Origin of the sequence: Pedobacter sp. Bi126 (genome assembly GCF_918698245.1) — a bacterium.
In the GTDB taxonomy this organism is placed as follows: domain Bacteria; phylum Bacteroidota; class Bacteroidia; order Sphingobacteriales; family Sphingobacteriaceae; genus Pedobacter.
On record NZ_CAKKMS010000003.1, the window covers coordinates 944,555 to 967,185 of the forward strand.

A 22,631-nucleotide genomic window follows, 5' to 3' on the forward strand; every position below is an offset into this window, starting at 1 on the left:
TTTATCAGTTATTTTATTTAGCTGGATTCCACTGATCCGTTCCACCTAGTATATTTTTTAAAGTGTAGTTTTTTGCCTCTTTATCTGTTAACTGTTTTGTCCAGGCCAACCTCGTTTTAGGTGACGCACCATCGCCCTTACTTTTATATTCTGCATAAAAAACGGTCAATTCCTTGTTAGGGAACATCAGATCACCTTTCCATGGATTCCAACCTTCGGGTAAAATATGTTTCCCCAGATCGCAGCTGATGAATACTGTTTTTGCATAAGGCCTCCATGGTCTGCCGAGATAAGCTTTCGTTACAGTATCATCTGCAATAAGCATACAATTTATAAAAACAAATCCAAACTTTTGCGTCGCTGAAGTTGAAGCTGCGGTAATATAAGAATCGCTTAGATTTTTGATTGTACAATTTTGAAAGACTGCCGTAGCCTTGCCGAAAATAAAATCGGTTGTGCCTTCAATATAACACTCCTGATAGTATTGCCGGCTATTTTCGATCGCGGCATACAGCGTATCCTGATTGCCCAAAAATCTGCAGTTTTTTGCTTTAAAACGATCGCCTTCTACATGTAAGGCTACCGCCTGTCCAACTCTTCCAGATGAATTGATAATGGTTAAATTTTCCAGCTGGGTATCATTTCCCTGAACCAGTACAGTGAATGAGGTATAAGTGCTGAATTTAGCATTGCCAAAAACATCCTTACCTGATGCATTGGATTTCCCTGAATAATCATCAAAGGTGATGATGGTATTTTCAATATCCTCTCCAATTATAGAGATTTTGATCTTCCAGGACGGAATAATCAGCTTCTCCTTATAGGTTCCGTTTTTAACATGAATTTTAACTGCTTTCTCGCCTAAATCCCTCACCGAATTAACAGCCTCCTGAATGGTTTTGTAATTTCCACTGCCGTCCTGCGCAACAATTATTTCTGAAGGATATTTGGGATCCTGGGCATGGAGATAAAGAAAGGGAGCGGTAATTAAAACAAGTATTGCAATAAATTTCTGATAGGCTATTCTTGTCATTCTCTTCGATTAAATCTACAGGATAAAGTTCATTAAAAAAGGGCAGATTAAAACCTGCCCTATAATTTTTATTAGTATGTCCACCTCGGATCGCCGATCGGACCTCCGTTGCTTCCAGCACTTCTTAAAGGCGAACCAACAGCTATAGTAAAATCAGTTGTTGTGGCTGTCCAGCCGGTATTGATAGATTGATTACTTGCTAAAGTTGCTGTTCCAAAGGTTAGTGATGTTCCGCCGGTTAGGGCGCTGAACAGGTTGAAGTAATTACTGTTCGAAATCTTCAATGTACTTCCTGCACCTGTGCCCCTAATGGCAGCAGCGTTAACCGTACCCGATTTTGGTGTATTTGCAAAAATGCTGTTCAAAATGGTAAAATTGATCGGGTTTGCATTTGCATCTAACAGGGCGTACTTGGCATTGCCACCAAAACCATTAAAGGTCGAATTGGTGATCGCAACTGTCGGGATAACATCCCCTGTATAAGTGGTGCTTGCTGTAACCAGGCCAGGGCCTGCATTGTAAAAAGTAGATTTAGATATCGTAAGGGTATTGAACTGCATTTTATTTAGGTGAAAAGTATAATATGCGGATGCACCATTTAAGCCCATGTCGTAAACAATCGAGTTATTAACCGTAATGCCTGTGATTTTAAAATCGCGGGCGGCCGTGCCTCTATCACCTCTTAAAAACGACGTTACAGAGCCATGTGCAATACAGTTATCTACCACTACATTGGTAAAAGTTGCTGCTGCGCCATTGGCTGCCTGTGTACCAATAAAATTAAGGAAATAAAGCGATGCACTTGCTGTTCCATCAAATTCAATACCCGAAAGCGTTACACCTGCCCCAGTACCCTCTAAATCAATTTCCCTATAATTTATCTTTGTATCGGTTGGGTTGCCCGATGTTGATTTTATGGTAATGGTTTTTTGGGTGATGAAAGTGGTTGCCGACAAGGTATAAGTGCCTGGGTTTAAACCAATAATTGCACCATTTGTCGCACTGGCAATCGCAGCAGCCAGGTCATCACCAGGATTTAATTTTACCGTATATGTAGTTGGCGCAAGGGTAGTAAAAGTGGCAATTCCTTTGCTTTTCGTTCCTGCAAATAGTTCGGCGGTATATTTTGTCCCTGCTGTTAATCCTGTTATGGCTTTTAATCCTGCCGAGGCATCAGTGGTACTCAGGGTGATCGTGGTTGCCGTTCCGCTTTCAGGGGTTAAAACGATGGATGTTAAACCAACAGTTGGGGTATAACGCAGTGTAATGTTATTTTCTTTAATTTCATTATCTCTGATGGCTGCAAAAAGTTGAATCCCGGTTAACTGAAAAGCACTGCTACGTATATATTTCGATTCTGGCTGGCTTTCAGTTGCGTTGGCTTTAACCCTTGCATAATACTTGGTTCTTACCGCTAAATTCTCTTCAGTTACCGTTACACCGGCTGTATCAGCTGTCGTGGTGTAATTTACTGTAGCAAATAGCGAATCCGTAGAGAAATCGATACTGTATTTAAAGGTTTTTCCAGTCGACATTAAAGGAACTGTCCAGGTTAATTTAGCCGAGGTTTCGCCAGCGGTAATTTTTACATCGCTTGGCTTGAATATCCGTGCTGGGTCTGTCGGAACATCGTCTTCCTTTTTACAAGAAGAAATTGCCGCAACCATCAATAATAAAATGGCGAATTTAAACCGTAATTGATTTATAAATGTTTTCATAATTAATATCTAATTAATAACCAAAGTTTTGAGCCATACTCGGATTTTCGATCAATGTTGTTTTAGGATATGGGAAAAGTTCCTTTTTATTTGCTTCGAAGTAAAAAGCAATTCCCGTAGAAGTGCTGGTTATGGCGTTTTCTTCTGTAACAGCCTTTCTCCAGTTTTTAGTGGTATATCCGCTCGGGGCTGTTGAAGTGTTTAATCCTGGTGAGGCAAACACATTATTTGGTACACCACCATAGAGATCGAGTGTAGCTACTTCGTTTACGCTTGTTCCCAACAGGTAATTCCCCTCTTTGGCATAAACATAATTCGGTACACTGGTATAATCGCCTGTTCCTGCAATCAAAGCACGTATTTTAGTGCGTGTTTCATCAAATTTACTGCCTAATAAATTCCAACGGATTAAATCATATTTACGGATGCCCTCCCCTCCAAATTCCAACAACCTTTCTTTCACGATAGCAGTAAAAAAGCCGTTTTTATCCATTGGTGTTACCGGGATCTGGCCTTCAAAACCAGCATAGGCACGTTTTTGTACTTCCTGCAAGGCATTAACTGCTGTGGCTGATGGTGCTCCGTTAATTTCATTATCAGCCTCTGCATACATTAACAGTATATCGGCAAAACGTAACATTGGCCAGTTTACCCCGAAAGTTTGAGCAGCAGAAGAGTTGTTAAAAGTTGTCCATGATTTGCGGAATTTTCCATCGGTCATGTTAGACAGGGTATTGATGATTTTTTTTGATGTTGCGGTAATTTCGAAAACGCCGATGGTTACATCCCTGCGGCAGTCTTTTGTTACATCAAATTCGTAAAAGTAAGTAGGGATAGCATTCATCCCGCCGCCGCCTGAACCAAAAGTAGATGCAGAGTTAAAGCGGATACCGTTATAATAACCTAATTTGCTATCGGTAGAAGCATTGCCACCAAAAGCAGCCACTTCAAACATCAGCTCGTGGGCATCATCGTAGCGGGTTGTGGTATGCAAGGTCTTAAACACATTTTCATAAACAGGATTCAGGTTATGCTCCGAACGGTGGTTCATAATGTCCAAACACTCATCAAAAGCAATTTTATAATAAGTTAAATAATCAGCACTGCGTTCCATAGTATGGTTGGCCGATCTTAAAGAATAACCACCTCTGGCTAAGGCGATACGGGCCCTTAAACCTTTAATTGCCCCTTTTGTATAACGGAAACTGCCATATTCGGTAATTCCACTTCTCCATGGCACCAGGTCCTCAGCCATTTTTAAATCCGCGATGATCCGATCATAGGTTTTATTGCGGTCTACATTAGGACCGTACAATGTTTCGGCATCTGCAGAAGGCACGAAAGACGCAGGAACATCACCCCAGTTACGGATCAATTCATAAAGAAACTGTGCTCTTAATGTTAAAGCTTCACCATAATAGCGCTTCATAATCGTTTTGTCGGCCTCAGAACCATTGGTATAAAGACTAGAGGCCGGGATAAATTTGATGCAGATGTTTGCCCGCTCTACGCCTGCATATAATTGTAAAAATGGGTTGATCAGATCGGTATTGTCTGAACTCGCACCATACATGCTAATCCCCCTGCGATCGGAAGAACTGTAACTTCCCGAGGTTTTAAAATCATCGGCGGTTAAACCGAATAGTGTAGATATGCGGCTTCCGTAACCATTATCACCGCAAAGGCGGTTGTAAACCGCAATAATTGCCGCATTGGTGTTTGCTGTACTTTCAAAAACAACATCCGGACTGGAAGTAGATGGCGATTGTACATCTAAATATTTTTTACAGGAAGTAGTTATGCTCAATGCTCCAACAGCAATTACCATTAAAGCCGATTTTATAAATTTATTGTTCATTTTCTTTAATGTTGAGGTTAAAATACCATGTTAATACCAGCAAGGATATATCTGCTGCGCGGATAAGCAGCATAATCTATACCTGGCGTAAGTGGATTCGATCGGCGGGTGTTTGCTTCAGGATCATAACCAGTATAGCCCGTTATCGTATATAAGTTATTAACTGTTCCATATACCCTTAATTTTGAAATGAAACCTGTTTTTCTGATCAAAGCCTGTGGTAAGGAATAACCTAATGTCAGGTTGCTGATTCTTAAAAATGAGCCACTTTCAATAGCGTAAGAGGTTAAGGCATAGTTCCCTCCTGTTGGTGTCCATAAGGAAGTATTGGCATTCATGGCAGTCAATAATGCCGGATCTGTTAACTTTACACCATTGGCATCAAAATTCTGCCAGCGATCGTTCATCACCGCAAGTAAATTGTTGTCTTTTACGTTGTATTGCGAGGTAAACTCTATTTTGTTGGCGTTGTACACCTTGCTTCCGTAGCTAAAGTTTACAAATACGGTCAAATCGAAGTTTTTATAGGCAAACTGGTTGTTAAAACCACCGGTGAATTTCGGCTGCGCTGTACCTAAAACCGTTCTGTCGTCATCCCCGATCATCATACTTGATGAAGACGATAGCTTTTGAACCTTCATGTCGCCTGGCTGAGGATCACGGTTGCCCAATAATACCCTGCTATTTGCAACTGTTGGCTTAAGTGTATAGGTATAGGCACCAGTAGTTGCGTTTTGGACATAGGTGAAATCATCAACAGTATATCGCCCATCCGAAACGAAACCGTAAAACTGGCCAACCGGTTGGCCTACTTCAACTTTAAAATCGCCTAAGCTGTTTACCCAGCCTGATTGTGTGATGTATGAATTTACGCCATTTTGCAATTCGACAATTTTGTTCTTGTTGAATGAAATGTTGAAACTGGTATTGTAGCTGAAGTTTTTGGTTTTAACGGCCTGATAGTTTAATTGCAGTTCGAAACCTCTATTTTGCGTTTTACCCACGTTTTGCTGTTGTGTAGCATACCCCGTAGTTTGTGGCACATTTGCATTTAAAAGTAGGTTTTTTGTTCTATTATCGTAATAATCTAAATTAAGCGATAACTTGTTTTTAAATAAATCGATATCAATACCCAGGTTTTTAGAGATATTGGTTTCCCAGGTGATGTTAGGGTTAGATAAAATATTTCCTGTAGCAGTACCTGAAATTAAACCGGTTGATACTGAGCCATCTGTATCGGCATAACCACCGGTGGTAGAACTTAGGTAAAACAATGTTCTAAATAAATCCTGACCGATGCGGTTGTTCCCTGCTGCACCATAACTAAACCTAACTTTAAAGTTATCTAACCAATCGAGGTTCAGATCTTTTACAAATTTCTCTTCCGTTACCCTCCAGGCTACTTGCGCAGATGGGAAATAACCCCATTGTTTCCCTTCCGCAAATAACGAAGAAGCATCTGTTCTAAAATTTACAGTGGCCAGGTATTTATTTTTAAAACCGTAAGAGGCCCTGCTAAACACCGAAAACTGCCTGGTGCCAGAAATTAGTGAAGTTGGCCTGTCCTGAATGGTATTTGCCGGAGCGCTGCTCACAAAAGCATCATCGGGAGAGATATTTACGGGTAAAAATTTAAGTACCGTTGTTCTCGAATCTATATCGACCATGTTGATTTCCTGGCCAACCAATAAATCTAAACTATGGTCTTTACCCAGATTTGGTTTATAGTTAATGGTGTTGGTATTGATAAAAGATTTTTGGGCTACCGTGTCCAGTTGGATGGCAGGTAAACCCGCATTGTTCCTGGCTACGTTACTTACCGGGCCATTAAAGGTATTAACATGTCTGTTGGTTCGGTTGTAACCAACTGTACTCTTTATCGTTAAGTTTTTAAGAATCGAATATTGTACATAACCGCTCGAAATTAAATCGTTGCGATAATCATATTTCAATTCCTGGTTGGCCAAAGTAATTGGATTGGTTAATCCGGTAGTTAAATAGTCTGCGTCGAATAAATCGCCAGAATCGCCACCACCCGAATAAGGCTGGTAACGTACAGAATTTCTTAAACGGTTCGTACCTTGCGAACCTGTAGAGGTTGTTCCAACCCCATCAATACGCTGACCGCTGTAACGGGCATTTAGGCCAACCCTGAATTTATCAGAAAATTTATGGTCTAAACGCATCGAAGCAAAAGTTCTTCTATAGCCAGAGTTAAGCATAATACCGTCTTCCTTGGTATTGTTTACCGAAACATTGTAAGTGGTTTTAGAAGTACCGCCTGACAGATTTAAAACTTCGGTATTGCTCCATGCCTGACGGCCGAAAACTTTGTCCTGCCAATCGATATTTGGAATATTTTTGTAAATGTCAAGATCTTCGAACGTGCCATACTTTTTGGTAAAAGTATCTTTTACCTCCTGGTTGGTGTTGTTGTTATAGAGTTCATATTGATATTTGATAAACTCATAAGGATTCATTACATCCAGCTCGTTTACAATCTGCCGCGCACCCGCATAAGCATCAAACGAGACAATCGGCCTTCCTTTCTTTCCACTTTTTGTGGTAATGATCACTACTCCATTAGCGCCTCTACTACCATAAATTGATGTTGATGCCACATCTTTTAAAACATCGATAGACTGGATTTCGTTCGGCGATAAAATGGATAATGCATTTTCAACCTGGATTCCATCTACAATGTACAATGGAGAATTATCACCCGTAAGTGAACTGCCACCACGTACTTTAATTACAATTTCGGCGCCCGGGCTTCCTTCTGTTGTGGTAACCGATACACCTGCCAGTTTACCCGCTAAAGCCTGGGCTGCGGTGCTTACCGGGAACTGATCAATATCTTTTCCGGTAATGGAAGATACTGAGCCCGTTAAGGCTTCTTTACGCACAGATCCGTAACCGATGTTTACGGTAACCTCTTGTAAAGTGTTGGCATCTTCTTCAAGTGTTACGTCTATCTTGTTTTGCTCGCCTACAGCAACACTTTTTGTTTTATAACCTACATAGGTAAAAATTAGGGTAGTGCCTTTGGCCGGAATGGAAATTTTGTAAACTCCATTCGCATCAGTACTGGCTCCAATTTTCGAATCCTTTATCGATACACTCACGCCTATTAGTGGCTGCCCATCAGATTTATCCTTTACAGTTCCTGTTAATTGTCTGTTTTGTGCTTGAGCGACAGATAATCCAAAAAAAGAGAGAAGTGCTAAAAAGAGTAAAACTCTGCTCATAGTTATTTATTTATTTATTTGAAGTAATTTGGTTTTTTATGATGCTGCAATCGCTTGCAGATAGAATATAATTCTATTTCGGGATGTTATAGTTAGTTTATATTTGGTTACGTTGATGTAACAATTTTACAAACTAAAAAGCAATTGAAACCAGATTTAACTAAAAAACTGTGCAAACGTTCCCAAAAACGTAGATATGACGTTTATTAATGTTGCTTATCCAATCCCCTTAAAGAGATATTTTTTGTAACTTGTACGCATTACGAAAATGAGATTTGAAACATCTACCATAAAGGATATTGCTAAAGCGTTGGGATTGTCAACTTCAACAGTCTCCAGGGCTTTAAGAGACCGTTACGAAATTAGTGAGGAAACTAAAAAACTGGTTTTGGCTTATGCTGAAAAGGTTAATTACCGCGCTAATCCTATCGCCAGAAGTTTAAAGGAGCGCCGTAGCTATTCTATCGGCATTATTGTGAGCGAAATTGCCAACAACTTTTTTTCTCAGGTGATAAATGGTATTGAATCCATCGCTTATGATAAAGATTATCACGTTATCATCTCTCAAAGTCACGAATCTTATAAGCAGGAGAAACTGAATGTTGAGCACCTTGCGTCACGTTCTATTGATGGCTTGTTGATCGCGCTATCCTCTGAAACGCAGGATATCGATTACCTGCGGAGTTTATATGCCAAGGGCTTACCAATTGTTTTTTTCGACCGTGTGCCTAAAGATTTTGAAACCCATAAGGTAATCGCGAATAATTTTAAAGGTTCTTTTGATGCCACAGAACATCTTATTTTATCTGGAAAAAGAACCATTGCCCATTTAACCAATTCCGAAAACCTTTCGATAACTAAAGAAAGACTCGAAGGTTACAAGGCAGCCTTGGTTAAATACCATATCGAATTTAGACCTGAGCTGGTTAAATATTGCCAGCATGGCGGTATGCACAGTGCAGAGCTGGAACAGGCGGTTAAAGAACTTTTGCCGTTACAGCCAGATGGGATTTTTATTTCGAGCGACCGCTTAACTACCGGCTGCATTATGGCGCTGAAGAAAACCAATCCTGAAGTGGCACATAAAATTGCGATTGCAGGTTTTACTAATTCTAACCTGGTCGAATTATTTTCACCATCTCTAACCTCGGTTAAACAGCCCGCATTCGAAATGGGGCAGGTAGCCACCGAACTGTTAATCTCGATGATCGAAGCCAAAAGGCCCGTAACTGAATTCGAAACAAAGGTTTTGGATACCGAATTGGTGAAGAAGCGGTGAGCGCCAGGCGGTTGGCGATTTGTGCAAGGTGTTTAGCGGTATACGGCTGATGCACGGCACGCTAAACTTCCAACCCTCAACTCCAAACTTATCATCCATCGTTAGCGCCAAACGCGCTACACCAAACTCCCTACAAATTATTACCTTTGCAGCATGGTAGAAATCACATTAAAAAAGGGCAAAGAAAAAGCGGCATTACAAAGACATCCATGGGTATTTTCCGGAGCATTGGAAAAAGTTAAGGGAAAACCTGAAGATGGTGATGTAGTAAAAGTTTTTGCTTTCGACAATGAATTTCTAGCTTATGGTTATTACAACAGCAATTCGCGTGTTGCCGTTCGTCTTTTGGAATGGGATGAAACTCAAACCATTGATAACAGCTGGTACCAGAACCGCTTAAGGCAGGCTATTGCTTCACGTCAGTTTATGTTAGGCGAACAGACCAATACCTGCCGACTGGTTTTTAGCGAAGCTGATTTCCTTCCAGGTTTAATTGTTGATCAATATGCTGATTTTCTTTCTCTTCAGATTTTAAGTTCTGGAATCGAAAAAGTGAAAGCAGAAATCGTAGAAATTTTAAAAACTGAACTAAATCCAAAAGGAATCTTTGATAAAAGTGACGCTACTGCGCGTACCCACGAAGGTTTACCCATCGAAAACGGATTACTCTGGGGCGAAAACCCACCAGAATTTTTGGAGGTAAAAGAAAATGGAATTATTTACCACATCAATATTGCAGAAGGACAAAAATCAGGATTTTACTGCGATCAGCGAGATAATAGACACATTTTAGCCAGTTATACAAAAGGTAAAAAAGTTTTAGACTGTTTTAGTTACAGCGGTGGATTTAGCTTAAATAGTTTAGCTAATGGTGCTGCAAGCATTACCAGTGTTGATAGTTCGGCTTTGGCTATAGAAACATTAAAACAAAACGTAGCCCTAAACCAATTCGATGCGGATAAAGTAACAGCCATACAATCGGATGTAAATAAACAACTGCGGGCTTTCAAAGAATCGGGCGAATTATTTGATGTAATTGTGCTCGATCCACCTAAATACGCGCCATCGCGTTCGGCATTAGACCGTGCGGCAAGAGCTTATAAAGATTTAAACCGTTTAGGCATGTTATTGCTAGAAAAAGCGGGCTTATTGGCTACTTTCTCTTGCTCGGGAGCGGTTGATATCGAAACCTTTAAACAGATTATTGCCTGGGCGGCACTTGATGCTGGCAAAGAAGTTCAGATTATTAAACAATTCTGCCAGCCAGAAGACCATCCGGTCCGGATTTCTTTTCCGGAAGGAGAATACTTAAAGGGATTGTTGTTAAGGGTGCTATAAATTTATCCCTTACCGATCTACAATAAAGTACAAAGACACAAAGCACCAAGGTATTTTGAAAATTAACCAAGTGTTATTGTGTCCTTGTGCTAGGCTGAAATCAGCATCTGGTTAGCCAACCATTACTTTAGCTGTAATAGCCAGTCTGTTCCAGGCATTAATGGTAACTATAGCCATAATAATCTGTGCTAATTCCTGCTCATTAAAAAAGCTTGCAGCTTTCTGATAAGTTGCATCAGAAACATGGTGGCTAATTAACGTTACTTCTTCTGTTAAAGCCAAAACAGCTTCTTCTTGTGCCGTAAATAAGGTTGTTTCCCTCCAGGCATTTAATAAGTACAAACGTTGTTCGGTTTCTCCTATTTTGCGGGCATCGGTTGAGTGCATATTTAAGCAAAATGCACAGCCGTTAATTTGCGATGCACGCATTTTAATCAGTTCTAAAAGAATTGGATCTAGTTTGCTGGTTGATAAATATTTCTCTAAACCGTACATGGCTTGGTAAGCTGCGGGTTCTACTTTTGGGATATCAATTCTACTTTCCATTTTATTTGTTTTTTGATTACGATGTAAAGTTCTGCAACTTATCGAGCAAAAAACTTAATGTAGTTTAAGAAATGAATTTTCTAACCGCAAAGGGCACAAAGGCTTTTGCAAAGTGCGCTAAGTAGCGTTAAAGTCCTGTTAGTTCGCCATTTAATATTACTCGATAAATGTATGCGATTCGTCATTTCGACCGCAGTGTTCCAAAGGAACTCCTTCGGAGGAGAAATCTATGGGTAATTTATTTCATAACAGAACTTACAGATTTCTCCTTTCCGCTTCGCTCCAGTCGAAATGACGAAATTCAATAAGCCCAACTCTGCGTGCTTTGCGGTTAACAAACGATTATTTCTTAGCCCTGATTTTACTCAGAAATTCTGGAGTAAAGCCGAGGTAAGAAGCCAGCATATACTGTGGTACACGCTGTACAAATTCGGGGAATAATTGATTGAAATGACGGTATCTTTCCTCTGCTGTTTGGCTGTACAGGAATTTTATCCTCCGTTGTGAAGCCTGATGGTTTTTTTGCAAGATCAATCTGAAGTACCTTTCCAGCTTGGGGAGTTTATGGAACATTTCATCATAATGGTGATGTTCGATGGCTATCACCTCGGTGGTTTCTGCTGCCTGGATATAAAATTCAGATTGCTCATGAAATAGAAAGCTGGTTAGATCGGTAATCCACCAGTTTTCGATGGCAAACTGTGTGGTTTGCTCAGCACCCTTTATATCAATGAAATAGAGCCTCAGGCAGCCTTTTACTACAAAATAATTCGCCCTGCAGGTTTGCCCTTCTTCTAATAAAAAAGCTTTCTTTTTAACGGAAAAAGATTTGAGTAGCGATGCAAGGGTTTCCTGCTCATCGCTACTCAAATCTATAAATCTATTAATGTGGTTATAAAGTGCACTATACATAGCTATACTAATGATTAGCTAAAATAGGTATAATTATAAAAATGAAATCAATAGCTTAAAGCGAAAAGGCTTTTAGTTCTGACAGCGCTTCAGTACCGTAGTTTTTTAGTGCTGAAGTTATTTTATCCGTTAATCCTTTATTATCGGTTGGTTTTCCTTTGGTTGGTGGGGTTAAGTCTTTTTCAGGAACGTTTACTTCTGTTACTTTAGTGGCAAACCAGGTTATATTTTCGTGGGGTAGGGCTAAACCTAAAATCATTCCAGGCAATCCTGTAAAAGATTCCGGGCCACCCGAAACGGCAATCTGGTTTGAATAATAAGCCACTACGTAAATCGAATCCATAATGATGGCGTTGGCTCTACGGCATTCGTAACCCGCAATTTCCCTTGTTTCGTCGGTAATTTTCCAATTGATCTTACGCAGCGTATCCTTAACAAGATAAGTATCTTCGTAAACCGACTTCTGAGAAATACTTGCCTGGCTATTATAATCAGTAGCTATCGTATTTTTTAGATCAACAAGGGCATCCCTTGCGGCCCAGTTTGAATTTGCCGTTTCTTCTACCGCTGGCCATTTATATAAGCTTTTATCCTTAGTAAAGCTTAAGGTACTTTTAGCAACCTTAAATTGAGGATTGTTCTTTTTATACTGTTCAAAAGCAGGAGTCATATAGCTTTCATTATCCTTATTGATTTTCTTTTTAATCAAAGCATACATATTAGATCTTTTCTCAAATTCGATCATGCCATTTTGTACGAAGTGTATGTTCTGGGCAAAAAGACCATTGCTGATGAAAATAACAGCAAATAGGATGATATATTGTAGTTGAGTTTTCATGATTATTATTTTTGTGTTTTAATACCGCCGCCCATTTTATTGAAATCCCACGATACAGAGAACATTAAATATCTTCTAATGGTTGTATAACTGCTCTGGCTAATCGTGGTATTAGATGCCGAACGATTAAAACCTATATTCTGATTTAGAATATCATTTACAGTTGCTGAGAATCTTAAGTTTTCTGCTTTAAAGAATTTTTTGCTTACCGATGCATTCCAGATCAGACGTTCAAAGCTTTCGGTTAACACCTGGGTTTTTCCATTATACTGGTATTCTGCATCAGTTGATATTTCAAATTTTCCTGGTAATTGCACATTGCCAGATGCATAACCAGTCCATCCCCACCCATCACTATTCCTGCCAATACTTGCCCTTGCCATATTATAGGAGGGACCAAATCGGGTATAAAAACTATAACTTTTATCCTTGTATTTCGAGATATTAATACCACCGCCGTAGCTATAGTTTTTAGTATTATTTAAGGTCCTGCCTAAATCAGTGGTAATAAAATTATAAGAAGAATTTCCATCTGCGTCTACATTTAAACCTACGTTTATTTCGCCAAGAGCATTTATTTTTCTGCTTATCTGCCCGTATAAATAAAAATTGGTCTGCATTTTATCATTGTAATTAATGTAGCGGTAGGTGCTTTTACCAACACTATTGGTGGTTACATCACTAATAATTGGATTTGCCGTAAAGCTGTAGGAACCACTTAACCAAACCGATTGGTTGGTTAAAACTTTGTAAGAATTATAACTAGCGCTGACATTGCTCCTAAACGACGGTCTTAAATCTTGATTTCCCTCCACAACATTAAATGGATCATTATTTATCCTAACTGGCTGGAGTTGATCGAGTGAGGGCTGGTTGGTATTACCATTATAGTTGATCCGTAATGATTTTTGCTGAGAAAAACGATATTGATAAGATGCTTGTGGCATGTAATTAATAAAGTTTCTTACATAGGTTTTATTGTGATAAATATCATCCTGCTTAAAATTTACACCACTAAACTTCGATCCAAAATTGATAACGGTTTTACCTTTTTTATAGTTGAAAATTGCACCAGCCTGATTAATGGTCTGGTTCAGTTCAAAGTTGTTACTGTAAAGGGTATCCAAAATATCATATCTGCCACTTCCGGATTGATTAAAGGATAACCGATCCGATTTTCCATTCATTAAAGTCAGTCCATAGTTAATAATTACGGTCAATGTTTTTGAAAGAGGCTCGGTATATGCGGCATTTAACTTAAAGGCACTATTAGTAATATTGTTGGTCTTTAATTGGTTGGTAAGACTATCTATTGTTCCTGTTCCAGCCTCATTTGACCGCTTGTTAAGCGAGTTTAAGTACCCTTCACTATTGCTTTTGTTGATCGATTGATTTAAGTTTAATGATAATGTACGACCTTTCTTTTTTAATTTTTTAGTGAATAAAACGTTCATGTTAAAACTTTGATCATCAACCTCGTTAGTTAACAATCTGTCGGATGAATTTAGGAATTTATCATTTTCACCATAAGTTGAGGTAATAAAATGGTTTGAGGTATTGCTTTTTTTCAATGCCCCATCAACATTAACTTTCATGGTCAGGGTGGTGTCGATTTTAAGCTCATACATGGCATCCAGTTTTTGTCTGAACATGTCATTATCGAAAGATTCATCAGAGGTGTTATTCTGTACTCCCGATTCTAAATTGTTTTGATTTATTGAATTTTTATCACCCTGAACCCTGATTGATCCAATTTTATAATTTGTGTTTAACGATTCTTTATCTTTATTCCATTTGTTATCGAAATGCAAACCGCCAGTTCTCGCTACGGGTAAACCCTGGCCATTATATCGCCCGTCATAACTATCAAAATCATCGCCCCCACTACTAAAATACATTCCACCGTCATCAGTCATCGTCAGCCCACCTGAAGCGCCGTATTTATCCCGGTCATCCCAGCCTAAACCTACCGTTCCGTTGTTGCCTAAAATGCCATAGGCAGAAAATTTCTTTTTGCCCCAGAATTTATTAAACATTCCCTGCCCCTGATAAAAATCTTTTGTTCCATAACCACCCTGCACTTTGCCAAAGTAGCCGTTCTTTTTATCTTCTTTAAGTTTAATGTTAAGTGTTTTGGTTTTTTCGCCATCATCAATACCTGTAAAGCTAGCCTGATCGCTGGCTTTATCATAAAGTTGAACAGACTCTACCATATCTGCCCTCAGGTTTTTGGTTACCAGTGTTGGGTCGTCGCCAAAAAATTCTTCACCATCTACCAACACCTTCGGTACTGTTTTGCCCTGGGCCGTAATTTTTCCATCTTTATCTACCTGAAAGCCAGGAAACTGTTTTATGAGGTCCTCAACCTTTGAATTCGGTTCGATATTATATGCTTTGGGATCAAACTCTGTAGTATCACCTTTAATTTTTATGGCTGTTCTGTTTCCTTTAATAATTACATCGGCAAGAATTTTGGCCATCCCTGTAAGATTAATTTTTCCATAATCCTTAACCTGAGTGGTAGAATCGAGCGTAAAATGATCTACAAAATCTGCATACTTAGGGTAAGAAACCAATAAGATAAACTTCCCGTTTTTAATTCCGCTAAGCTCGAATGAGCCATTTTCTGCTGCCCTTGTATATTTTACCAATGTAGAATCTTTTGCATTTAAAACTGCGATGGAGGTTCCAGATAAAAGCGTTGTCGATGCAGTATCAATCGTTCGGCCTTTAATGGTATGGAGGCTTTGTGCTTTCGAATAAGTGGAGATAAAAACGAAAAGGCACAACGAGAGTAATAGGCGTTTCATAGATAAGATTTGGTTTTGTTTGCCGAATATAAACTAATATGTTAGTTGTGCATAATGCTTTAACCTTTTTTAACATTATTGCCTAATATTCAATTCATTTTAATCTTTCAGGTTTTACAACAAATCGTTTTTCATATAGGTTAATTAGCCGTTCGTCTATAAATACAAGCTCATGGTATAATAGCCGGTAACTCGCTGAAACGTTTTTGATAAACCGCAGTCTTAATTACAAAACCACCTGATAGTTAGGTGTTTAAAACAAAGTATTTATCACAACATAAAAATATTAAAGTCATGAGAACTTTTATTAAAAATTTATTCGCAGCTGCATTAGTAACGGTTACTTTTAGTAGCGCAACAGTAGTAGCAAACGCTACAGAAAACAACGCAAATTATACCGCTATAACTCAGGTTAAAAATATCGGTAAAATTGTAGTATCCGGAAATGTTAAATTGATCCTTGTTCAGGATGCCAAAGAAAGCGTTGAAGTTTATGATCAATATTATACCAAAAATGCTTTGGTACAACAGCAGGGAGATGAACTTAGAATCACCTCTTTTGATAAAAAGACCTTAATTGTAATTGCCCACGTAAATAATTTAACTGTTATTGAAGCATCGAACACAGCAACGGTAAATACAGCAGGGAACTTTTACCTGATAAACTTAAATGTTGTTTTAAACGACAAAGCATCAGCAGATATAACAGCCAATATTGTTAACCTATCTACTACGGTTAAAGATACTGCATCATTAAAGTTAACAGGTTCTTCTGAAATACATTCAGCATTAATTGGATCGGGTTCTGAAATTAAAATGGACGATTTTACTGCCCAGGAAAGCACAATTAAAGTAGCAGATAAACCAATTTTAGCAAACAACAATAAATCACGCTATGATGATCTTCAGGTAGATTTATTAGAAAGGCTATTCTAATCCCCATCATATATTTTACCAAAAAGGCGCTGAATTTAAGTTCAGCGCCTTTTTTATTTTAAAAGATGGTCCTCGTTTGTAACGAGGATCTACGAGGTCTGCATTTGTAATGCAGGTAAGAAATCTGATTGCGATAAAATCGCTTTTCTCCTGCATCCTCGTTACAAACGGGGACAATTTTACAAATCAAATTTTATCCCCTGTGCTAAAGGCAGCGTGTTCGAATAATTGATGGTATTGGTTTGTCTGCGCATATAAGCCCTCCAGGCATCAGACCCGCTTTCCCTGCCACCGCCTGTTTCTTTTTCACCGCCAAAAGCACCGCCAATTTCTGCGCCTGAAGTACCAATATTTACATTGGCTATGCCACAGTCAGAGCCTTTAGCCGATAAGAATTGCTCTGCCTCTCTTAAATTCAAAGTCATAATGGCCGATGATAATCCTTGAGGAACGGCGTTTTGCAAAGCAATGGCCTCGTCTAATGTTTTATACTTAATCAGGTATAAAATCGGCGCAAATGTTTCGTGCTGAACAATCTTAAAATCATTCTGAACTTCGGCAATACATGGTTTTACGTAACACCCGCTTGTATAGGCATCGCCCGATAAAACGCCGCCATCTACCACAAAATTGCCGCCCTCTTCCTTGCATTTTGCAATCGAATCTAAGTATGCTGCAACCGCTTCGGTATCAATCAGTGGTCCCACATGGTTATTTTGATCTAAGGGATCTCCAATACGCAACTGTCCGTAAGCTTTAACCAGTTTAGCGGTAAAAGCATCATATACACTTTCGTGGATAATTAGCCTCCTGGTAGAGGTACAACGCTGCCCCGCGGTACCAACAGCACCGAATACCGCACCGATTAAACTCATATCTAAATCAGCATGTTCTGAAATGATAATGGCATTATTACCACCAAGTTCAAGTAAGCTTTTTCCTAACCTTGCGCCTACTGCAGCACCGACTGCCTTACCCATGCGCGTCGATCCGGTAGCAGAAATTAAAGGAATGCGGCCATCATTTGTCATGAGTTCGCCAACTTCCCTATCGCCTAAAACCAAGTTGCAAACCCCTTCAGCGATATTGTTATCTTTAAAAACCTTTGCAATAATTTGTTGACAGGCGATTGCGGTTAGCGGTGTTTTTTCTGATGGTTTCCAGATGCAAACATTACCACAAACCAATGCCAAAGCGGTATTCCAGCTCCAAACCGCTACAGGAAAATTAAATGCAGAAATAATACCTACAATCCCTAACGGATGCCATTGTTCGTACATGCGGTGGCTTGGGCGTTCGCTGTGCATGGTTAAACCGTAAAGCTGCCTGGATAAACCTACTGCAAAATCGCAGATATCGATCATTTCCTGCACTTCACCAAAACCCTCCTGCAAACTTTTCCCCATCTCGTAAGAAACCAGGGTGCCTAACGCATCTTTGTTTTCACGTAAGGCATCACCAAACTGGCGCACAATTTCTCCTCTTTTTGGAGCCGGAACCGTACGCCATGCTGTAAATGCTTCCTGCGCTTGATGTACAACAGCATCATAATCAGCAGCACTTGCAACTTTTGCCGAAGCAATCAGTTTGCCATCAACGGGAGAAAAACTTTCTAATGTATTTGTATTAAGTTCACCGCCCCAATTGCTGCCCGTACTATAAGCGGCATTACTTGCATTAATGCCCAGTTTATTTAAAATGGATTGAATATCTGTAGTCATATATCTAACGATTTACACAAAAAAACAAAAAATTAACAGAACGGAGGTCAAATTCTGGTCTTTAAATTATTTCCATAATCAATATCTCCCTTTAAGCATAATCAGGTGTAAATAAGGCTATAAATTGTGCTTTTTGCTTTGCAATATAAATAGCGTAGTTTGCCAAAAGAATAATGATATCAAATTAGACTTCAGTCGTTATAAATAGAAAAATGAAAATAAAATTATTGCTCATTGCTTTTTTAGGGTTCAGTATTTCCCTTTCGGCACAAACAAAAAAGGCAACTAACTCGCTGTTGTGGGAAATTTCTGGTAATGGATTAAAAAAGCCTTCCTATCTATTTGGCACCCATCATTTAATAGGGGCTAAATTTGTAGATACGATGAAGGTTCTGCAGGAAAAGTTTAAATCTACCGATGCAGTAGTGGGCGAGATTGTAATGGACAGTACTACGCAAACTAAAATGGCCCCGTTTTTAGTAATGAAAAATAATACGCTGGATAGTTTATTAACAAAATCAGAATACAAGGAAGTAAAAGATTATTTTAAAAGCAAACAACCAGGTTTTGAATTAAAGCAACTGAACAATTTCAAGCCCGCAATGGTAGCAATAATGATGATGCTTTTTGAAAGCCCAGATATGTTAAAAGATATAGGTGAAGGTATGGATGATAGCTTTCAGAAGTATGCCAAAAAAAATGGAAAATCATTATATGGTTTGGAAACAGCCGAATATCAGGGTGCACTTTTATTTGACAGTGATCTGCAAAAACAAAAGAATGCATTGCTAAAATCGATCCGGGAAGTGGATAAAAGCAAACAAAAAATGGAAGAACTGAAAACTTATTACATCACTCAGGATATGGATAAATTAACTGAACTCTTTAAAAATCAGGACGAAGAATCAAAAGAATTTATGACTGAGCTCTTAAAAAACCGAAATAAAAGATGGTTAGATCAGCTGCCGGCTCTAATGCAGAAGCAATCGTTATTTATTGCGGTTGGAGCGGGGCATTTACTGGGTGCCGAAGGCTTGATAAAAGGGTTGCAGGTAAAAGGATACATTTTAAAGCCCGTAGCAACTAATTAATATTTCAATGTGTTTGTGAAAAACAAAAGAAAGGGAGCTACATTTGCGTTTTTACTTTAGCACTAATAGCTGTGTTTAAAGTAAAACTAATTTGTAAAAACATAAAAATGAATAAAAAAATTATTGCCTGTGGTGTGATGCTGGTTTCTGCTTTTTTGGCTAATCCACTTTTTGCACAGGAACAGCCTGTAGAAAAATCGAACAACTTAAATGTTTACCGTGTAACTGCAACTAAAGTTAACGATCTGGTGCATACCAAACTTGATGTATCTTTTGATTATGCAAAGCGATACCTATACGGTAAAGAATGGGTTACTTTAAAGCCTCATTTTTATCCTACCGATTCTTTAACCCTTGATGCGCAGGGAATGGATATTAAAACCATTGCATTGGTTGGCGCAAAAGGAAATACCCCGCTTAAATATGTTTATAAAGATAATAAGCTTTATATCACCCTGAATAAAAAGTACACCAATAGCGAAAAGTACACGGTGTATATTGCTTACACCGCTAAACCCGATGAATTGAAAGTAAAGGGAAGTGCGGCCATAACCGATGCTAAAGGTTTATATTTTATTAACCCAGATGGTGCCGATAAAAATAAACCAACACAGATCTGGACCCAGGGTGAAACAGAATCGTCTTCGGCATGGTTTCCAACTATCGATAAACCTGATCAGAAAACTACCGAAGAGATTTCGATGACGGTAAAATCGAAATACACAACACTTTCTAACGGAAAATTGATGAGCCAGAAAGCCAATGCAGATGGAACAAGGACCGATACCTGGAAGATGGATCTGCCACATTCGCCATATTTATTTATGATGGCGGTGGGCGAATTCAAAATCACAAAAGATACCTATAAAGGGAAGGAAGTAAGTTATTACCTCGAACCGAAATTTGCGCCCTATGCCAAGCAGATTTTTGGTAAAACACCTAATATGATCCAGTTTTACAGCAATTTGTTAGGGGTAGATTATCCATGGAACAAATATGCGCAGGTGGTAGCCAGAGATTACGTTTCGGGCGCAATGGAAAATACTACGGCTACTTTACATGGCGAGCAGGTACAAAAAACAGATCGCGAGTTATTGGATGAAAATGAAGAAGGAACCATTGCACATGAACTTTTTCACCAATGGTTTGGCGATTATGTGACCGCAGAGTCGTGGTCTAACTTAACCATGAACGAATCTTTTGCCACCTTTGGCGAAGTGATCTGGCATGGACATGATGCCGGGCAAGATGCAGAAGACAAATCACGTTACGATAAATTACAATCTTACTTAGGATCGACCAAAAAAGGAGAAAGCCCTGTTTTGGCCCGCTTTTATTATGGCGACAAGGAAGATATGTTCGATAACATCAGCTATGCTAAAGGATCGATTATTTTATATGCCCTAAAAAATCAAATGGGCGATGCCGCTTTTTACAAATCACTTAACCGCTACCTCACCACCAATGCCTTTAAAAATGGCGAAACACATCAATTGCGTTTGGCTATGGAAGAGATTACCGGAAAAGACTGGAGCCCTTATTTTAATCAGTGGTATTACAATGGTGGCCATCCGGTTTTAAGTATCGATTATGGTTACGAAAACGGCAAGGCAACAATTAAAGTTAAACAAACACAAGATGCAAGCGTGCAGACCTTTACATTGCCGATCAAGATTGACATTTATGCAGGAGGTAAAAAAATCAGAAAAGAAATCCTGATCAATAGCCGTGAGCAGAACTTTAGTTTCGACGTAAGTACTAAACCCGATTTAATCGATTTTGATGTAGATAAAATTTTAGTTGGAGAAACCAACGACAATAAAACCGCTGAAAACTATTATTTCCAATACAAAAATGCGCCTAGTTATGCCAATAGAATCGAAGCCCTGCAATTTATTATGCAGAGCAAAGCCAAAAGCGGCCAGCTGGTGTTGCTAGAAGGTTTAAAGGATAAATCTGCAGATTTACGCGCTTTAAGCATTGATGGGATTAACTTAGAAGATGCTCAGATTAAAGCAGCAGTTTTACCGGTTTTACTTCAGATTGCCAAAACAGATAAAAATACCGAAGCAAGATCAGCTGCAATTGTGAAATTAGCTGAAACTGGCGATCAGGCTTATAAAACTTTAGTGTTAGAAAGCTTAAAGGATAGGTCGTACAAGGTAATTGCTGCCGGTATTGATGGTTTGGCCAAACTGGCTCCACAAGAAAGTATCACAGCTTTAGCATCGTTAGATGAAGATACGAAAGCACATATAGCACCTTCTATTGCAACATTATATATCAATGAACCAAAAGATGAGTATCAGGCATTTTATGATAACATTATGCTTACAGGCGACAGGAATAGTGTTTTTGCAGTAGTTGGCCAGTATTTTCAGTACCTGAGGGCCAACAATAATCCTGTAGTTACCGAAAAAGGTATTGCGAACATTGGTGGCGCCATTGAAAGATTAAAATTACAGACCTATTTAAACAAGCAACTTGCGGGTGCTTATACTGCAGCTGCGCAGGCTAAAACACAACAGGCTGCCGCAATAAGCGGAGAGGCTAAAACAAAGCTGAGCAAACAGGCCGAATTATTTAAAAAAGGCGCAGCTGATCTGGAAAAAGAATAATAATTAACATAGTTAGGTGTCGATGCGTCATTCCCAATCAAGTTGGGAATGACGATCGTTCTTTTCACAATCTGCCAAAGCTGGCTATTTGTCCTTTAAGGATTACATCCCTCTTTTCTCCTTGTATCGATAATATAAACAATTTGCCAGCCCTTATCTCCTTTTACCAACTGAAAGGAATTAACCCCACAATGACTAAATTTTTCGCCCAGGTAAAATTTATAGTCTGTCCAAACAGAAGCCAAAGGACCATCGATTAATATTTTGGTAAACACAATACGCTCATCATATTTTTCCTGGTGTGGAGTGCCGATAAATTTGATAAAGTCGTTAACAGATTCTGTACGTATACCCGTTTTACCTTCTTTGTTCGTAATGGTTTGCATAATTGCTGCTGGTGCAAACGCAGTTCGGGTTAAAGTGCTGTCTCCAGTCTTCATACCGGTAAAAAGGTTATTTATAGTTTTTTTGATATCACTTTCTTCATCGCTTTGCGCAAAGGTATTTGTAGCAAAACCTAGTAAAAACAGGGCAAAAATGACTAATCCTTTCATGACTTCTTAATTACGTATATGCCATAAATTTATAGTATTTTTGTCAAAGAAGGGAAAAGGAACCGCGATGTTGCAAAGAATCTATAGATTATCCACACATCTTAATCACAGTCAATACGCTTTGTAGTCAG

General features: G+C 39.0%; 15 protein-coding genes. 5 read left to right on the forward strand and 10 right to left on the reverse strand.

What is annotated here, in order from left to right; genetic code table 11:
• Positions 1–13 precede the first annotated feature (13 nt).
• The 4 genes from LQ201_RS14200 to LQ201_RS14215 form a co-directional block, all read right to left on the reverse strand.
• A complete protein-coding gene (locus LQ201_RS14200) occupies positions 14–1,033 on the reverse strand; it encodes a pectinesterase family protein (protein WP_230143284.1) in 1,020 nt (339 codons plus the stop codon).
• Between the two features lie 71 nt (positions 1,034–1,104).
• Positions 1,105–2,751, reverse strand: a complete 1,647-nt coding sequence (locus tag LQ201_RS14205) for a DUF4957 domain-containing protein (protein WP_230143285.1) — start codon at positions 2,749–2,751, stop codon at positions 1,105–1,107.
• A 13-nt stretch (positions 2,752–2,764) separates the two neighbouring features.
• Entirely contained in the window at positions 2,765–4,609 is a 1,845-nt protein-coding gene (locus LQ201_RS14210) for a RagB/SusD family nutrient uptake outer membrane protein (protein ID WP_230143286.1), read from the reverse strand.
• A gap of 17 nt (positions 4,610–4,626) precedes the next feature.
• Positions 4,627–7,857 (reverse strand): TonB-dependent receptor, encoded by a 3,231-nt coding sequence (locus LQ201_RS14215; RefSeq protein WP_230143287.1) that lies wholly within the window; start codon positions 7,855–7,857, stop codon positions 4,627–4,629.
• Between the two features lie 268 nt (positions 7,858–8,125).
• Between LQ201_RS14215 and LQ201_RS14220 the strand changes: the two genes are divergently transcribed.
• Together LQ201_RS14220 and LQ201_RS14225 are read left to right on the forward strand one after the other, a co-directional pair.
• Entirely contained in the window at positions 8,126–9,136 is a 1,011-nt protein-coding gene (locus LQ201_RS14220) for a LacI family DNA-binding transcriptional regulator (protein ID WP_230143288.1), read from the forward strand.
• 153 nt (positions 9,137–9,289) lie between these two features.
• Positions 9,290–10,474, forward strand: a complete 1,185-nt coding sequence (locus LQ201_RS14225) for a class I SAM-dependent rRNA methyltransferase (protein ID WP_230143289.1) — start codon at positions 9,290–9,292, stop codon at positions 10,472–10,474.
• 111 nt (positions 10,475–10,585) lie between these two features.
• Here the strand turns inward: LQ201_RS14225 and LQ201_RS14230 are convergent, their stop codons facing one another.
• The 4 genes from LQ201_RS14230 to LQ201_RS14245 form a co-directional block, all read right to left on the reverse strand.
• Positions 10,586–11,020: a carboxymuconolactone decarboxylase family protein gene (locus LQ201_RS14230; protein WP_131029441.1), complete on the reverse strand. Its 435-nt coding sequence runs from the start codon at positions 11,018–11,020 to the stop codon at positions 10,586–10,588.
• Between the two features lie 342 nt (positions 11,021–11,362).
• Positions 11,363–11,932 carry a Crp/Fnr family transcriptional regulator gene (locus tag LQ201_RS14235; RefSeq protein WP_230143290.1) on the reverse strand — a complete coding sequence of 190 codons (570 nt, stop codon included), beginning with the start codon at positions 11,930–11,932 and terminating at the stop codon, positions 11,363–11,365.
• A gap of 55 nt (positions 11,933–11,987) precedes the next feature.
• Positions 11,988–12,770, reverse strand: a complete 783-nt coding sequence (locus LQ201_RS14240) for a GLPGLI family protein (protein ID WP_230143291.1) — start codon at positions 12,768–12,770, stop codon at positions 11,988–11,990.
• Between the two features lie 5 nt (positions 12,771–12,775).
• Positions 12,776–15,580, reverse strand: a complete 2,805-nt coding sequence (locus LQ201_RS14245) for an outer membrane beta-barrel family protein (protein WP_230143292.1) — start codon at positions 15,578–15,580, stop codon at positions 12,776–12,778.
• A 294-nt stretch (positions 15,581–15,874) separates the two neighbouring features.
• On the opposite strand from LQ201_RS14245, the gene LQ201_RS14250 reads away from it, so the two are divergent.
• Entirely contained in the window at positions 15,875–16,516 is a 642-nt protein-coding gene (locus LQ201_RS14250; RefSeq protein WP_230143293.1) for a GIN domain-containing protein, read from the forward strand.
• 179 nt (positions 16,517–16,695) lie between these two features.
• Here LQ201_RS14250 and LQ201_RS14255 read toward each other — a convergent pair whose 3' ends face one another.
• A complete protein-coding gene (locus tag LQ201_RS14255; RefSeq protein WP_230143294.1) occupies positions 16,696–18,237 on the reverse strand; it encodes an aldehyde dehydrogenase family protein in 1,542 nt (513 codons plus the stop codon).
• A gap of 212 nt (positions 18,238–18,449) precedes the next feature.
• Between LQ201_RS14255 and LQ201_RS14260 the strand changes: the two genes are divergently transcribed.
• Both LQ201_RS14260 and LQ201_RS14265 read left to right on the forward strand, forming a co-directional pair.
• Positions 18,450–19,328 carry a TraB/GumN family protein gene (locus LQ201_RS14260; protein WP_230143295.1) on the forward strand — a complete coding sequence of 293 codons (879 nt, stop codon included), beginning with the start codon at positions 18,450–18,452 and terminating at the stop codon, positions 19,326–19,328.
• Positions 19,329–19,435: 107 nt separating this feature from the next.
• Positions 19,436–21,946: a M1 family metallopeptidase gene (locus LQ201_RS14265; RefSeq protein WP_230143296.1), complete on the forward strand. Its 2,511-nt coding sequence runs from the start codon at positions 19,436–19,438 to the stop codon at positions 21,944–21,946.
• A gap of 95 nt (positions 21,947–22,041) precedes the next feature.
• Here LQ201_RS14265 and LQ201_RS14270 read toward each other — a convergent pair whose 3' ends face one another.
• A complete protein-coding gene (locus LQ201_RS14270; RefSeq protein ID WP_230143297.1) occupies positions 22,042–22,500 on the reverse strand; it encodes a nuclear transport factor 2 family protein in 459 nt (152 codons plus the stop codon).
• Positions 22,501–22,631 lie beyond the last annotated feature (131 nt).

Bases quoted from the DNA above. Each gene is read 5' to 3' on its own strand.
- LQ201_RS14200 (WP_230143284.1), bottom strand. From the start codon at position 1,033: ATGACAAGAATAGCCTATCAGAAATTTATTGCAATACTTGTTTTAATT.
- LQ201_RS14205 (WP_230143285.1), bottom strand. From the start codon at position 2,751: ATGAAAACATTTATAAATCAATTACGGTTTAAATTCGCCATTTTATTA.
- LQ201_RS14210 (WP_230143286.1), bottom strand. From the start codon at position 4,609: ATGAACAATAAATTTATAAAATCGGCTTTAATGGTAATTGCTGTTGGA.
- LQ201_RS14215 (WP_230143287.1), bottom strand. From the start codon at position 7,857: ATGAGCAGAGTTTTACTCTTTTTAGCACTTCTCTCTTTTTTTGGATTA.
- LQ201_RS14220 (WP_230143288.1), top strand. From the start codon at position 8,126: ATGAGATTTGAAACATCTACCATAAAGGATATTGCTAAAGCGTTGGGA.
- LQ201_RS14225 (WP_230143289.1), top strand. From the start codon at position 9,290: ATGGTAGAAATCACATTAAAAAAGGGCAAAGAAAAAGCGGCATTACAA.
- LQ201_RS14230 (WP_131029441.1), bottom strand. From the start codon at position 11,020: ATGGAAAGTAGAATTGATATCCCAAAAGTAGAACCCGCAGCTTACCAA.
- LQ201_RS14235 (WP_230143290.1), bottom strand. From the start codon at position 11,932: ATGTATAGTGCACTTTATAACCACATTAATAGATTTATAGATTTGAGT.
- LQ201_RS14240 (WP_230143291.1), bottom strand. From the start codon at position 12,770: ATGAAAACTCAACTACAATATATCATCCTATTTGCTGTTATTTTCATC.
- LQ201_RS14245 (WP_230143292.1), bottom strand. From the start codon at position 15,580: ATGAAACGCCTATTACTCTCGTTGTGCCTTTTCGTTTTTATCTCCACT.
- LQ201_RS14250 (WP_230143293.1), top strand. From the start codon at position 15,875: ATGAGAACTTTTATTAAAAATTTATTCGCAGCTGCATTAGTAACGGTT.
- LQ201_RS14255 (WP_230143294.1), bottom strand. From the start codon at position 18,237: ATGACTACAGATATTCAATCCATTTTAAATAAACTGGGCATTAATGCA.
- LQ201_RS14260 (WP_230143295.1), top strand. From the start codon at position 18,450: ATGAAAATAAAATTATTGCTCATTGCTTTTTTAGGGTTCAGTATTTCC.
- LQ201_RS14265 (WP_230143296.1), top strand. From the start codon at position 19,436: ATGAATAAAAAAATTATTGCCTGTGGTGTGATGCTGGTTTCTGCTTTT.
- LQ201_RS14270 (WP_230143297.1), bottom strand. From the start codon at position 22,500: ATGAAAGGATTAGTCATTTTTGCCCTGTTTTTACTAGGTTTTGCTACA.